10 protein-coding genes are annotated in these 14,124 nt (G+C 66.0%); 4 read left to right on the top strand and 6 right to left on the bottom strand.

Translation table 11 applies throughout. The features are described from left to right. Window positions 1–9: 9 nt before the first annotated feature. The 3 genes from BLU54_RS01835 to BLU54_RS23075 form a co-directional block, all read right to left on the bottom strand. Window positions 10–1,299, bottom strand: a complete 1,290-nt coding sequence (locus tag BLU54_RS01835) for a histidine-type phosphatase (RefSeq protein ID WP_091903952.1) — start codon at window positions 1,297–1,299, stop codon at window positions 10–12. 534 nt (window positions 1,300–1,833) lie between these two features. Then, window positions 1,834–2,637 (bottom strand): EAL domain-containing protein, encoded by an 804-nt coding sequence (locus tag BLU54_RS01830; protein WP_091903950.1) that lies wholly within the window; start codon window positions 2,635–2,637, stop codon window positions 1,834–1,836. 232 nt (window positions 2,638–2,869) lie between these two features. After that, window positions 2,870–3,082, bottom strand: a complete 213-nt coding sequence (locus BLU54_RS23075; protein WP_139169405.1) for a hypothetical protein — start codon at window positions 3,080–3,082, stop codon at window positions 2,870–2,872. Between the two features lie 190 nt (window positions 3,083–3,272). Between BLU54_RS23075 and BLU54_RS01825 the strand changes: the two genes are divergently transcribed. Next, window positions 3,273–4,292, top strand: coding sequence for a LysR substrate-binding domain-containing protein (locus BLU54_RS01825; RefSeq protein WP_091903948.1), 1,020 nt, complete (start codon window positions 3,273–3,275; stop codon window positions 4,290–4,292). Window positions 4,293–4,423: 131 nt separating this feature from the next. Here the strand turns inward: BLU54_RS01825 and BLU54_RS01820 are convergent, their stop codons facing one another. Then, complete coding sequence (locus BLU54_RS01820; RefSeq protein ID WP_091904492.1) at window positions 4,424–5,422, bottom strand: LysR substrate-binding domain-containing protein; 999 nt, start codon at window positions 5,420–5,422, stop codon at window positions 4,424–4,426. A gap of 183 nt (window positions 5,423–5,605) precedes the next feature. On the opposite strand from BLU54_RS01820, the gene BLU54_RS01815 reads away from it, so the two are divergent. Beyond that, window positions 5,606–6,859, top strand: coding sequence for an MFS transporter (locus BLU54_RS01815; RefSeq protein WP_235837742.1), 1,254 nt, complete (start codon window positions 5,606–5,608; stop codon window positions 6,857–6,859). Between the two features lie 106 nt (window positions 6,860–6,965). Here the strand turns inward: BLU54_RS01815 and BLU54_RS01810 are convergent, their stop codons facing one another. Both BLU54_RS01810 and BLU54_RS01805 read right to left on the bottom strand, forming a co-directional pair. Beyond that, a complete protein-coding gene (locus BLU54_RS01810; RefSeq protein WP_091903944.1) occupies window positions 6,966–8,033 on the bottom strand; it encodes an NAD(P)-dependent alcohol dehydrogenase in 1,068 nt (355 codons plus the stop codon). Window positions 8,034–8,660: 627 nt separating this feature from the next. Next, window positions 8,661–9,662 carry a rhodanese-like domain-containing protein gene (locus tag BLU54_RS01805; protein ID WP_091904490.1) on the bottom strand — a complete coding sequence of 334 codons (1,002 nt, stop codon included), beginning with the start codon at window positions 9,660–9,662 and terminating at the stop codon, window positions 8,661–8,663. Between the two features lie 1,883 nt (window positions 9,663–11,545). On the opposite strand from BLU54_RS01805, the gene BLU54_RS01800 reads away from it, so the two are divergent. Both BLU54_RS01800 and BLU54_RS01795 read left to right on the top strand, forming a co-directional pair. Then, a complete protein-coding gene (locus BLU54_RS01800) occupies window positions 11,546–12,397 on the top strand; it encodes a cytochrome c oxidase assembly protein (protein WP_091903942.1) in 852 nt (283 codons plus the stop codon). A gap of 85 nt (window positions 12,398–12,482) precedes the next feature. After that, window positions 12,483–12,959 carry a hypothetical protein gene (locus tag BLU54_RS01795; protein ID WP_139169402.1) on the top strand — a complete coding sequence of 159 codons (477 nt, stop codon included), beginning with the start codon at window positions 12,483–12,485 and terminating at the stop codon, window positions 12,957–12,959. The last annotated feature ends 1,165 nt before the right edge of the window (window positions 12,960–14,124 follow it).

The following is a 14,124-nucleotide window of genomic DNA, read 5'->3' as shown; positions in this document are numbered from 1 at the left end:
TGTGGGCAATCATTCCCCGCGTGAAGCGGTTGCGACAGGGCTCGCATACGATGCAGGGAAGGTTGCGCTCCAGTCGATCGCCGCGCTGATCAGGGCGTCGAAGCGGCTGCGCGGCAACCTACCGTCGGGTCCCGCGCCGGCTGGAAGGAAGGTCACCGACAAGGGCGCCGCCTTGCCGCTCAGGACCGTGAGGCCACGCAGTTGATCCAGACTCTGCGCCACGTAACGAACGCGCACAGAGATGCGATCGCGTGCGTTCTCCGCGGTGTCTCGCCAGCGCTCGAAGACGAGCATACCGCCTGGCACCGGGTCGTTTTCGGGATAGCCGGACAGTTGCCAGTCGAACCCAAGCAGGCTGCGCAATTGTGCGATGTTGCCGTCGTGACCGACGAATATCAGAAGACGCGCATCGGCAGGTGGCGAACCGACGGCACGGTCGTCGTCAATCGCCGCAAGAACCTGGCTCATCAGCTGCGAGCCGCCGCGCTGCGCGAGATAAGGCACGGTGTCGAGCACCGCATACTTTGCCGCGCGCAGTGCCATCCACTGCTTGACGTCGGCTGCCTTCGTGACCGCGCCAAACGCCACCTCGCCAAGCGGCCACCCGTCCGCATACTGCATCCGGATGGTCTCGCCCATCACCGCACCGACGCGCAGCGGCCCGGCTACATCGGCCTTGTGGGCGCTGGTGCGGACTTCCCACGGCAAGCCCGACAGGCCGCAGGGCGAGTTCTCGCAAGCCGCTGGCTTGCCGACAAGCGCCTCCATTGCACGAACGTCGCCCGCACCGCTCTGCCGGGCTGTGTCGAGACCGCCGCCCATCGCGGCTAACACGGCGGCGCGGGCTCGCGCGGGATCCAGTCTGACCCGGCGAGACTCCAGCGGATGAAACAATCCGTCGTCTGCCACGCTGGACGCATGCCCGAAGGCCGTCGCGCAATTCGGCAGCAATGCATCGAGAAACGCGCGGGCCGTGTCCCTGGTCCGCGGCAGCGGGCTGGCCCACGCGAACACCATACCGGCCGCAGGGCAGGCCGCCCCGTTCAACAGACCTGCGTGCAGCAGCCAGTCGCGCTGCCAGGCGCCGAGGCGCGCGATCGCTTCACCGCCATGTCGCGTCAACATGCCCGGCGCTGCCTCGAAGGCAGGCCATCGTTTCCGCGACACCGCCTGAATGCGCGTCGCGCCTGTGCCGGCACGTATGCCGTGCCGCATCACCAGAACAACTTTGTCGAGTGCCCACCGCTGCGGCGTTGCCGCTGCCGAAGCATTGCCGGCGGACAGACCGAGCGCGAGCATTGCAAGGCACCAGACGCCTCTTTGCCACAGTGTTCTCGAAGCCGGATGTCGGAGAGCGTTCCAAGCACCGACAGCCGTGCCTGCCCGTCGCCGGGCGGTTGACGGCAAATCCCGCTTGCCAATCTGCGGCCAGGCCGCTTCGTCGATGCGCATAGGACCGAGGTGTAGCCGGACCGGCAACGTCCGCTGCGACGCGCAGCACGGCGCCAGCCATGTACAGGCGCCCCCAGGCCGCGCAAACGAGTGTCGTACGCCTGAGTTGGCCGAGCCGCGCTCGCAGCGAGCCGGACAGTTTAAGCGGAAACGTGATCGGCGCACGCAATCCGAGCGCGCGCTGTGGGCACAATACGGGGGCAATACGCGCGTGTGATTTGCCGCAATAGGGGCGCAATAGGGGCGCAACAAAGGCGTGATCAAGGCCGTGATCAAGGGCGTGATCAAGGCCGTGATCAAGAGCGTAATCAAGGACGTGATAGAGCCGGCCGACGCTGCTCGCGCGTCCGCGGGGCACGGAAGCGCCCGCGGGCATCGGCTTCAGGCGTGCGCCGGCGCTGCCATCTCGATATAGCGCGCGCCCAGCCCGTGAAGCTGGGCGACGGCATCGGCGTCCGCAACCCCGTCGAACACCAGCCGCAGGCCAAAGCGAGCGGCGTAGTCGAGCGCTGGTCTCACCAGCGCACCGCGAATGGCCGAGCTCGCATCAAGCACGACATAGTCGGGCGCGTCCGGGGATTGCAGGGTGAGCAGACGGCCGGCGTCGGCCACGTTCGCCGCAACCTGAAAACCGTGCGCGCGATAACTGCCGGTCACGTACGCCAGCAGTGTCGGATGAGCAGCGGCGGCCGGCGGAATTTCGATCACGATCCGCGCCGGGTCAATATCGAGACTGCGCAGCACCCCCGCGAAATGCTTGCCATGATCGTAACGCACGCTTTTGAGCAGCCGTTCGTGCACCGGCAGCAGCAGACGCGTCGCCACGTCGGCGACGCCACGGTTCTCGAAGTTCAGCGTGTGCACGATGCGCAGGATGCGATCCGCGTCGATCAACTGCTGGGTGTCTTCGATACGATCGAGCGGATCGACCGATACCGCGTCGCGCGACGATTGGGCCTCCGGCCGCGCGTGCGCGTGCAAGGCCACCGACACCGGCGAAGCGAGATCGTCGATGCGCAAGACCGGGGCAAAGCGGCTGCCCTGACGCGCACCGGCGATTTCGGCATACGCTTCCCCCCGACTGTCGAAACCGATCGCTTCGGAAAGCTGCGGATGAGCGCCGAGCCGGCTGGCACCGGCCAAACGCGGCGACGCGTCCCCGTCTGGCGTCGCAATGGTGGACATGAGGCGTTTTCCTCGAACAATTGCCGTCCCGCAGGCTGCAGCAATCCTGCGCCCAGCCGGCAGCGTTCGGACAGCGCTTGCGGCACGTGGCGCGATGCTGTCCGAGACTGGCTTGAAACCGGCTTGCGGGGTGGCTTGCGAGACTAAACGCTCACCTTAGAGTGTGCGCGCAGCGCTGACAACGAAGAATTCGGCCGAAGCTTATAACCGGGGAGCACGGTCGACGCGACGCTCAGGGTCGCATGGGCAGGTCGGGGCCAGACGTGAAGGTCTCGTATGCGTATTGCTGATGGAAGTAGCCGCATTCCGCACACGTATCCACGGTGCGCGGGGCGGCGCTGTCGCCCACTGCGTGCCGCGCCGCGTTGACAGGATCGCTACGGTCCAGCCTCAAATCATCTGCCGCGACGGCGGCGGCTGTGGAGGATCTCAGAAAGCGCAGCATCGTCGTGCTCCGGTGAGAGGCGGCGGAGCCGGAAAAACCCGGCAGTGCCCATCGCGTGACCGCGTAGCCGCGCGACGCTCTTCGAATGTAGACAATGGTGCGCCGAAGCACAAGGTGCCCGAGGGGACTGTCGATTGACAAGCCGTGCGCTTCAGGCAAGCATGACAGCACCTGCCACTGACACGCGCCGATGAGACGCATCCCGAATTTCGTGCTGTTGCGCGCGTTCGAAGCAGCCGCCAGGCTGCAGAGTTTCACGCTGGCTGCCGACGAGCTTCACCTTACGCCCTCGGCAATCAGCCATCAGATCAAGGAACTGGAGATCTACTTCGGCCGCGCGCTGTTCCACCGACGCAACCGACGGGTGGAAACGACCTCGGAAGGCGTGCGCCTGCAGGCGAGTCTGGCGCGCGTGTTCGATGTCATCGAAGCCGCCTGCGCGGAAGTCGCGCTATCGCCGAACGCCGAAGTGCTCGCGGTGCATGCCGCCCCCACGTTCGCGGTCAAATGGCTCGGCCCTCGCCTCGCCGGCTTCATGCACGCCCACCCGGACGTCACGATCCGCCTCACCTCGGACGCGGAGCCGGCTGATCTGACGCAAGCAAGGGAGATCGACATCGCCATCTCGTATGGTTTCGCGCGCGAGCGTGCCGGCATTGTCACCCGCGCACTTGGCGCCGAGCGCATCGTGCCGCTCTGCTCTCCCTCGCTGCTGAGACCTGGCGTTGCGGTCGAAAGCCTGATCTGCAAGCTGACCCTGATCGACTCGCAGCTCAGCCGAGTGACCTGGCAGGATTGGTTCGCATCGAACGGGCTCACGCTGCCGGCGCGCGCTCGGCCATCGTTCGATCGCGCAGCGTTGTCGGTGTCGGCAGCGGTGGATGGCATGGGCGTCGCGCTCGAAACAGAGCGCTTCGCGGAGCGCGAACTGCTGCGTGGCGACCTGATCGAACTGGGGGCGGACGTTTTCGTGCCGTTGCGCCGTGAGACTCATTTTCTGTCGTACCGCGCGAATGCGGGCGACAAGATTCGGACGTTCCGCGACTGGCTGTTGCGCGAAGCGGGCATTGATGAAGACGACAACAAAAACGAACGCGAAACCGGCAGCGAAATCGGCAGCGAAATCGGCAGCGAAATCGGCAGCGAAAGCGACGACGAGGACCAGCACCGTCATTACGACGTGGGCAAGACTGCCGCACCGCGGCGCTGAGCGGCTGCCACCGGCCGGCCAGCGAGACAGCCGCGCCGGCGTACCACATTCGTGAAGCCGCGCGCGGGCGACAGCGCAGCGCATCCACGGCGCTCCGATCCGGTGCCCGGCTAGCGCAACGGTGCGCGCGGTCAGGCAGGCAGCACGGACTCGTCCGCGCGCGTCGTCGCCCCTTCGTGCTCGTCTCGACCGTCCTGATCGAAGGACAGCGCCGGCGACGACGCCGCGTCGGTCAGCACACCGTTTGCACGTATGGCCATTTCCGTCGCCGCGTCGATCAGCATCGCCGCGAGCCGTCGACACGCCGGCGAGCGCGCAGTTTCGAACGAAGATCCGCGCAAGGACAGGCCGAGGGTTGGCAGCGGCGGCAAGCCGGCTTCGTCGGCGTCGAGCACGCGCAGCGACGCAGGCAGCCCGATCCGCGTTCGAACGGTGAGCGCAAGCCCGGCGGCAGCCGCCGCCCACAGCGCGGCCACGCTCGCGCTGCCCAAGACCTGACGCCAGGGCCGCCCGGCCCCGTCGAGGGCCGAAATCGCGATCGTGCGCAATGGGCAAGGTGCATCCATCAGCGCCACCGGCAGCGGCGCCGCGTCGGACACCGGAATGCGCATCGCATTGCCAATCCAGTGCAGTGGCACGTCGGCCAGGCGGCGCTCACCGGCGGCCGCTTCTCCCACGCTCCACAGCAAGGCCAGATCGAGGCGACCGTCGTCGACCTGCGCTTGCAGATCGCTGCTACGGGCGATGTTGACGCGCAATGCCACGCCCGGGTGCGCTCTCCCGAAGCGGGCCAGCACGGCCGGCAGCGCGTGTTCGCCGAAGTCGGCCTGCAGTCCGATCCTGACCTCGCCGGCGAGTCCGTCGCCGCGCAACGCCATGCTGACTTCATCGTTCAGTTCGAGCATGCGACGCGCATAGTCGAGCAGGCGCTCGCCCGCGTCGGTCAACGCGAGGCCGCGGCCGGCCTTGATGAATAGCGTCTGGTCGACCTGCGTCTCGAGCTTGCGCAACTGCGCGCTGAGCGCCGAGGTCGAACGGCCGAGCCGGTCGGCGGCGCGAGCGAAGCTGCCCAATTCAACGCCGGCCACGAAACTGCGCAGCGCATCGAGGTCAAGATTGGTCTTGCGCATCATCGTCCCGGTTTATGGAATGGTATGCCCTGAATTATCTGATATTCAAAGCAATACCGCTGGTGGAAAATTCCTGCCAAGGTTGCACTCCTCTCACGGCTTCCCTCGAGGAATTCGCGCATGTCATCACCCTGTGTCAGCACCCGGCTGCCGTCACGCCGGTGGCTTATTTTGGCTGTCGGCGTGGCAGCCAACACCGCGTTTTCCGCCACGTTCAACGGTCTCCCAACAGCCGCCATTGCGCTGCGCGCGCAGTTTGGACTCGATGCTGTCCAGCTCGGTTGGCTGCTCGGCGCCATGGGCCTGGGCATCGCCGTCAGCGAGTTGCCGTGGGGGGCGCTCACGGATCGGTGGGGCGACCGCCCGGTGCTGATCACCGGCCTCGGCGGCACGGCACTGATGCTTGGCGTGTTGGCGTGGGCCAGTGCCGCTGTTCCGGGCGGCAGCGGTGCCCGCGTGGCGCTCGGGGCCGGCCTTTTCGTGTTGGGTGTTTTCGGTGGCAGTGTGAACGGCGCGAGCGGCCGCGCGATCCTGCAGAACTTTCCACCGCATGAGCGTGGCATGGCAATGAGCGTTCGGCAGACGGCAATCCCGTTGGGCGGTGCGCTGGGCGCGCTGCTGCTGCCGGTACTTTGCAATCGTTATGGGATGGCGGCGGGCTTTACGATGCTGGCCGCGCTCACGGCCGGCAGCCTGGCCGCGGTCGTGATCTGGCTGAAGGAGGCGGCACCGGTAAGCGGTTCGAGTCCCGCCGACGAACGCCATCGTGTCGGCCGCAAGACATTGCTGGCATCAGCCGATGGACCACGTGCAGCGTTGCGCGACCGCGAGATCTGGCGGCTGGCGCTGGGTACGGGCCTGCTGTGTGCGCCGCAATTCGCGGTGCTCGCGTTCGGCGTGCTGTTTCTGCATGATCACGCCGGTCTGAGTGCCGCGCACGCAGCGCTGGTGATCGTCGCACTGCAGGTCGCATCGATGGTTGCCCGCATCCTGTGCGGACGGCGTAGCGACCGTCGCGGCGACCGACGCGCCTTTTTGCGCAGGGCCTGCCTGTTGAACGCAGCGGTGTTCGCGGTGCTCGGCCTGTCGGCGTTCGATCCGGTTGCGCGCGTGATGCACGGCGTCCCCGGTGGCGGCGCCGCGTTCTGTGTGCTGATGCTGTTCCTGAGCGGCGTATGCATTTCCGCCTGGCACGGCGTGGCGTACGCGGAGGTGGGCGGCGTCGCGGGCGTCAACCGGGCGGGCACGGCCCTCGGCATCACGAACACCGCTGTGTTCCTTGCGAACTTCGCCGCGCCGGTGGCATGCGCACAATTTCTCACTCACCTCGGCTGGCCCGCGGTCTGGCTCGCGGCGGCCGTGTGCGCGCTGTCGGTGCGCCCCCTGTTCGGCGGCCGCGAACAGCACGAGCGGCTTGCGCAAGGCGGCGACCGCTGAACTGCGGGCCCGCAACAGTGCGTGCCCCCCGCCGCCGCGCCACCGTGCCGCTTCCTCGAGCGTCAGCGGCACGGTGGCTGACTTCGCCTCGCGGCGGCTGCCGCGCTCAGCTCGCCTGCGCGGACAGTGTCGACATGTCGATGACGAAGCGGTACTTCACGTCGCTGTGCGTCATGCGTTGATACGCGGTGTCGATCTGTTCGATAGCGATCTTCTCGATGTCCGACGTGATGCCGTGCTGTCCGCAGAAATCCAGCATCTCCTGCGTTTCGGCAATGCCGCCGATCAACGACCCCGCCAGCGCACGCCGCTTGAAGATCAGGTTGGCGACAGTCGGCGACGGGTGCGGATGTTCGGGCACGCCGACCAGTGTCATGGTGCCGTCACGCTTGAGCAACGCCAGGAACGCATCGAGGTTGTGCGATGCGGCGACCGTGTTGAGGATGAAATCGAACGAATTGGCGTGAGCGGCCATCTGCTCGGCATCCTTCGACACCACGACCTCTTTCGCGCCGAGGCGCTTCGCGTCTTCCGTCTTGCCAGGCGAGGTGGTGAACAACACGACATGGGCTCCCATCGCCGCGGCGAGCTTCACACCCATGTGACCGAGGCCGCCGAGACCGACGATGCCGACCTTCTGTCCCGGCCCGACCTTCCAGTGCCGCAGTGGCGAATAGGTGGTGATACCCGCGCACAGCAGCGGCGCGGCCGCCGCGGGGTCGAGGTTGTCCGGAATCGTCAGCGTGTAGGCCTCGTCTACGACGATCGACGACGAATAACCACCGTATGTGACGCCGCCGAGGTGCTTGTCCGAGGCGTTGTAAGTGCCGATGAAACCCTCCGGCGCTTCACAGTATTGCTCCAGCCCTTCCTGACACGAGGGGCAGGTGCGACACGAATCGACCATGCAGCCGACACCGGCCAGCTGTCCGACTTTGAACTTGCTCACCTGCCCGCCCACCGCAGTGACACGGCCGATGATTTCGTGCCCGGGCACGACCGGGTAGACAGTGCCTTCCCATTCGCTGCGCGCGGTGTGCAGGTCGGAATGGCACACGCCGCAAAACAGGATTTCGATCTGGACGTCGTAGGGCCCGGGTTCGCGCCGCTCGAACGTGATCGGTGCGAAGGGCTTGTCAGCCGCGTAAGCCGCGAAACCGTAGGCTTGACTCATGTTGGTTTTGCTCCGGGGTTCTGGATGAACAATGACGTTCGTCATCGGAAAGGATCAGGCGATCGCATTGCGCGACACAGGCCGCCTCGGGCGGGCGCTGCCGGGGGTGGCACAGCCGTGAGTCCAGCAGGCATGGTAAACCCGTGGCGACAATTATGTTTGCCACCGTCGCACCACTCGGCGACTGTCGGGCAGTAACGTCGAGATACCGCGCTCGCTCGACACACGGAATGCCCGCGCACCCGCAACGCGCGTTCCATCAATCGACGCGTTGCCGAACGCGGACCACGCCAATGAGGGCAGTATTCGAGACAGGTGTCGCCGCGCGAGATTCGGGCGCTCGGCCGACAGTCGCCTGCCACACCCGGCCAACCATGGCCTGACGCTGGACTACCGACGGACTACCGACGACATGACGAACGGCTAACGATCCGCTAACGATCCAGTTTGCAAGGGAGCTGGCGCAGTCCGCGTCGCTTGGCGGCCATCGGCGGCCATCGGCGGCCACGCGCCAGCCCGCCGGGCGCTGCCGCCCACAACATGCGGCGGCAGACCGCGGCATCGGTCCTGCCGTCGCGCTTCTACGGTCCGCCTGCGACGAAACATGCGGGCATCGCCATACGGCATTCACCCGCCAGCGCCACCTGCGCTGGCAAGGCGAGGTGCACCGCCGACCGCCTGTTGAGTCAGCGACTCCGCATCCATCGGATAGCCCGCTGCCCGCCATGCGTCGGCGCCGCCGCGAAGCACATGAACGGTCGCAAAACCGGCGGCGCGCAGGCGCTGCGCAACCTGCGCCGCGGACACTTCGTTCGGACAGGCACAGTAGACGACGATTGCACGCTCGCGCGGCACGTGCTTCAGCGTCGCAGGGTCCGCACCACGCTCGTAGACCTGCGCGCCCCGGATCATTTCGCCATCGAAACCGCGCGTGTGTGCGGTGCGCACGTCCAGCACGAGCGGCGTCAGCTCCGCCTCCATCATTTCGTAAAGCGTGTCGACATCGATCCGCACGGCGTCGATTTCGCGAAGCAGCATGCGGCGACGCCAAAAACGATAAGCGATGTAGAGCGCAACCAGAACGACGGCTACCAGCGCCGCGTCCCGACCCGTTTCGGCAATGAACGACAGCACGCCGTCGAGTTGACGTGCAAACAGTGCACCGACGGCCACGCCGACCGCCGCCCACAAGGCGGCGCCGATCACCGCGTAGGTGGCGAAGGCACGCAACGGCACCCGCATGGCGCCGGCCAACGGCACAGCCACCATCGACAGGCCCGGAATGAACTTCGCCACCGCGAGGACCCGTACGCCCCACTGGATGAAGAAGCGCTCGGTCTGCCGCACGCACGTGTCGCGCGAGAGCGACATCCGGCAAAGCGTTTTGAGCGTCGTCAGGCCATAGCGCCCGCCCAACAGATACCAGACGCCGTCGCCGATCATGCTGGCGAACAGCGAGGCGAAAAACACGGCGAGCAGAGACCACTGCGGCGTTGCCGTTGCCGTCGCGATTCCCGCGGCAACCACGATAACCGTCGGCAGCGCCGGGATGGGCAAGCCGAGCGTCGTCGCGAGCACGCTGGCGAACACCAGTAGAACGCCATACTGACTGCTGAGCTGCGTGAGCATGTCGTGCCTCCGTTGCGGCGAAGACGATGTCGCCTCGCGTCGTTTGCCATCGTTGATGTTTGCCTGACGACCGTTGCACGCGGTCGCGCGCTGCACCTGCTTCACGCGGTCGCTCGCGTACGGCACGGCGGTCAGAGAGTCATGCACGCAGTGGCCTACCATGTCGAGGCGGATCGGCAGAAATCAAGATGCCGGAGAAGCGGCTCAATGGCTGTCCGAGGTAGCCACGATGCGACGACAGCGTCCCCATTGCCTTCCCTCTGCCACCCTATTGCCGCTTTGTCGCCACTCCCATTGCCACTCTATCGCCACTCCGGACCGTCAGGCTGGCAGCCCGGACGGGCCCGACGCTGCCTCCCGATAGCTACCTTCGCGCGGCCTGTGCCAGTCGAGTGATCGGCGTTGCCGGATTCGCATGCATTGTCCGACGCCGCGACGGCCACGTCCATAGCAGGGCAAACACGCACCTCGCCGCGCGTCGCGCGCACCATCGCACGCTCGCGCCGGTCGATGATCTCGGCAAGCGTTCTTGGAACGTGTGCTCGTTGGCCTGTAGGATCGATACGCTTCCGCGATCTATCCGACGTCGTTACGCGCGCTGCCCCGGCTGCTTCGTCGCCTACACGTCGCCTATACGTCGCCTACACGTCGTCTATACGTCGCCTGGGCGTCGCGTCGACTGTGAGACCACCTGGACGCAGCGAACTGCGATCGTCAGAGCCAAGTGGCTGGCGCAACGACACTGAGACACCACGTGATGCAGCCCTCTCGATCCGCGCCACGTCCGGGCCGTGCGTTCGGACGGAACTTGAAGAACCACCATCCGATGCGCCCAATGGGCCGCCTACTTGGTCGCTTTTCGTTTATCAGCGCGTCGCACCACACTGCCGCGCAGGCCCGCCGTCGGCACACCGGCATTCGCGTGCCGGGCATAGCGGCTTGGTTTAGTTCAGTTTGGCAAAGGCGTCCGCATTTAAAAGCTGTCGAATAGCGGCACTGCTGTTCTGCCGGCTAAACGGTGGGAAATTTCGTGAGGCTTGTCGTCGCATATTGTATTTGAAACCATGCAGTATATATCCCACTACTCCCGCCCTCCGTCGCGTCGCCGCAGTCGGAACGTGCCTCCTGCGCACAGTACTGACGCAGCAGTGATAAAACCACACGGGCGACGCAGAGACATCGTGCCGGCGGCAGGCGGCCGGCGGTGCGGAACGCGCGCACTTCGCCGGCGTCGATTCGCCTCGGTCAGATCAAGAGCGGCCAGTGTGAAGGCACTAGCGACACGGACTGCATGAAGCGCAGGAAGCGTCGCGCCGATCGCAGCGTCTGTCAGCGCTCGGCCCCTCTCCGCTCGGCAGCGCCCGTATGCTGGGGTCAACTCGCCGCAGGCGGATCCCGACATGGCGCCTAGCCTACCAACAGCGTTGCCAACTTTCGCCTTTGCGACTCGCGCCGCTTGTCGCGCGAAACAACCCGCCTGCCGCCCGGCGGTACGACCGGCGAACCCTTTGGCGGACCCTTTGACGGACCAATCGTCGGCCCATTCGGCAAGAGTCGCGGTAGATGTGCAAGACCGCGGCCCGATCGCCCAAGCGCGCGGCGGCGCTACTACGGCGCTACTACGGCGGTACTACGGCGGTACTACGCGGTGCTACGGCGGTACTACGCGGTGCTACGGCGGTACTACGCGGTGCTACGGCGGTGGTGCGATGGTGCGGCGGATGGCGCACGATGTCACGCGCCTCGTCAGTCGCGCGGTGGCGCGCCGCTGGCGCCGTCGATCATTCCGCGCGCGGCGGGTGCGCCTCCCCACCTGCGGGTTCGGACACCGGTTGATCGCCTGGTTGCTACACTGCGGGCTGCGTCCAAGGCGGTAACCTGTCATGCAGTGGCTTTCTTTCTTCGTTCCGTGGGAACCGTCGGCCCCGTTGGTGCTGGTGATCGCGCTCGCCGGCTGGCTGTTCGCGCGCGGCGCCAGGCGCCATTGCATTAAAGCGGGCCGCCATGTCGCCTTCTGGAGCGGCCTGCTGCTGTTCTATGTGTTGCTCCACACGCACCTCGATTACTACGCGGAGCATCAATTTTTCATGCATCGGCTGCAGCACCTTGGCTTGCACCATCTCGCGCCGCTGCTGTTGATGGCGGCCTTTCCCGCCGAAGTGTTGCGCGGCGGATTGCCGCTGCGGTGGCGCCGGATGACGCGTACCGTCGGCCGGCATCCGTTGTGGAAGCGCACAACGGCGGTGACGATGAATCCGTTCCTCGTCACGATTCTTTTCATCGTCGCGGTGCTGTTCTGGTTGGTGCCATCCGTGCAGTTCGTCTCGATGCTCGACTGGCGCATCTACCATGCGATGAATTGGAGCGTTGCCGTCACGGGCTTGATGTACTGGGCGCTAATTCTCGATCATCGGCCCTCGCCGCCTGCGCGGATGCGGCCCGGCGGACGGGTCATGTCACCCATCGTGACGATGGTGCCGCAGATTCTCGCCGGCGCTGTGATTACCTTCACAGAGCGCGACCTGTATCCGATCTTCGACCTCTGCGGCCGGGCGTTTTTCCTGACACCGCTGTTCGATCAGAGTCTTGGCGGATTGATCATGTGGGTGCCTGCCGCGGGCTTCGAGGCACTAGGAACCTTGATCGCGCTGCGTCATTTGATGCGGCTGTCGCAGACGCCGCGAGCTCGCCAACGCGTGTCACGTTTTCGGCCGGCCGGCCCGGTCGCGCGCTGATCTGCCGCCACTCGCAGCAGTCGATCGCGTTGCTTAGCGAGCATGATTCCTGCTTCAGCCATGCATGACTTATGGATACACCATCATGCAAATCTCGAAGCTGTTCGACGCCCATCAACACGAACCTGTCGTCCTGAGCCAGCGCCGCGCCGGCATCCGGCGCAACGTGGCCGCTTTCGCATTGGCCGCGGTTTGTACTAGCGCGTGGGCCGTGACGCCGGTGACGAACCAGCCGGGTCCACACGCGACCGGCGAGGAGTTCACGACCAACGCCCCGCCGAATGCTACCGGCATGGGCCAGACCAGCAGCACGACCGATCCGGACGCAAGTCGCACATTGTCGACTGCGGCGCAACGCGGGTCTGAAGTACCGACCGCGAGTACCGTATCGAACGGCAACAGCACATCGACCACTGCCATTCACGAGGGATCGGAGAAGCCCGCGAAGCAGGCGTCCGGGCGCGGTGGGAAGAAGCGTAGCAAGCACGCCGGCAAAACGTCGGATGGTGCCGGCGGCTTCCAGAATGGTCTCTACGGGACGGGCGCTGGCGGCTCCGACTGATACAGGCCACTTTTCTACGTAGAAACACGCGCTCAAGACGCCGCAACGCTCGACCGGTGCGGCGCGGCCCTTACCGGAGCGCGCGCTGGCCTGATACGGCGCCGCCGCCCTCGCTTTGGGTTCGTCTAAGCGCTGTTGCCATCTATGCCCTTCCTACACCGTCTCACGCATTCGTGCCAGAGGCGAGGCGTGCCAGCGGCAGCATTGGCCCGGCATTAACGGAAGGTGCACAGCACGGTCGCGCGCAATGTGCATTCGGTGCGAGGCGACCACACGTCGAATCAACCCTGTGCCGATGCCGACCGCGCAAGCGAGCGGTTGCGTCAGCGGCAGCGGCAGCGGCCGGTTCGCCGCAGACTCAAGCAGTTTCTTTGGTTCGCAAGCTATCTGCCCTTCCCTGGCAAATAAGCCGTCGCCTGACGCGCTCGCGGCAAGCGGCTCCTCCCGCAACCGGCCCGTGGAATGCTCGCGGAGAAGTCTCTCTCTTTGGAAGCCGCGGGAACGCCCCGGCTTGGCAGTCGATAAACAGGGATGGACCTACGGTCTGACCTCTGTTTTCTTTCCTCGGCGCCCTCTTACTTGGACGTCCGACCCAACCTTGCGGTGAGCGCCCCAGCCGCGCAACGCACTGGTGGGCGCAGCGCAACGGGGCCGGTGACGGACTGTCTGTTGTGCTCGCCGCGCCGCATCGACGGCCGTGAGGCGTCAGCTAGGACCCTCTGGCGTGACAGTTGGCGGTGAGCAGTTGGCCGTGAGCAGTTGGCGATGCGAAGTCGGCCGTGAGCAGTTGGCCGTGAGCAGTTGGCCGTGAGCAGTTGGCCGTGGGCAGTTGGCCGTGGGCAGCTGGCCGTGGGCAGTTGGCCGCGAGCAGTTGGCGGTGCAAAGTCGACGGTGAGAAGTCGGCCGGGGCAAGTCAGCCATGACGATTGAATCATAACTGTCCAGCCACGCGCGTTGGCAAGGCTCCTTACAGCATCGCTTGGCGGACTGCCCGGCCTTTTCTCGCCCGGGCGTCGCGTCGCCTGCTCGCTCCATGGAACCGGACGAGGTGTAACGGCCGCGATGCTACGCCGCCAGCATGGTGTTGCTCGCGCCTCGATTTTCGTTCTGGCCCCCGCAGCGCTGTCGCGCTGGGTCGACAGCGCAAGCCACGGGAGGCGGCGGC

Source organism: Chitinasiproducens palmae, assembly GCF_900095735.1.
GTDB lineage: Bacteria > Pseudomonadota > Gammaproteobacteria > Burkholderiales > Burkholderiaceae > Chitinasiproducens > Chitinasiproducens palmae.
Note: the sequence above shows the minus strand (reverse complement) of the source record. Positions and strands in the feature narration are given on the sequence as shown.

Bases quoted from the DNA above. Each gene is read 5' to 3' on its own strand.
- BLU54_RS01835 (WP_091903952.1), bottom strand. From the start codon at position 1,299: ATGCTCGCGCTCGGTCTGTCCGCCGGCAATGCTTCGGCAGCGGCAACG.
- BLU54_RS01830 (WP_091903950.1), bottom strand. From the start codon at position 2,637: ATGTCCACCATTGCGACGCCAGACGGGGACGCGTCGCCGCGTTTGGCC.
- BLU54_RS23075 (WP_139169405.1), bottom strand. From the start codon at position 3,082: ATGCTGCGCTTTCTGAGATCCTCCACAGCCGCCGCCGTCGCGGCAGAT.
- BLU54_RS01825 (WP_091903948.1), top strand. From the start codon at position 3,273: ATGAGACGCATCCCGAATTTCGTGCTGTTGCGCGCGTTCGAAGCAGCC.
- BLU54_RS01820 (WP_091904492.1), bottom strand. From the start codon at position 5,422: ATGCGCAAGACCAATCTTGACCTCGATGCGCTGCGCAGTTTCGTGGCC.
- BLU54_RS01810 (WP_091903944.1), bottom strand. From the start codon at position 8,033: ATGAGTCAAGCCTACGGTTTCGCGGCTTACGCGGCTGACAAGCCCTTC.
- BLU54_RS01805 (WP_091904490.1), bottom strand. From the start codon at position 9,662: ATGCTCACGCAGCTCAGCAGTCAGTATGGCGTTCTACTGGTGTTCGCC.
- BLU54_RS01800 (WP_091903942.1), top strand. From the start codon at position 11,546: ATGCAGTGGCTTTCTTTCTTCGTTCCGTGGGAACCGTCGGCCCCGTTG.
- BLU54_RS01795 (WP_139169402.1), top strand. From the start codon at position 12,483: ATGCAAATCTCGAAGCTGTTCGACGCCCATCAACACGAACCTGTCGTC.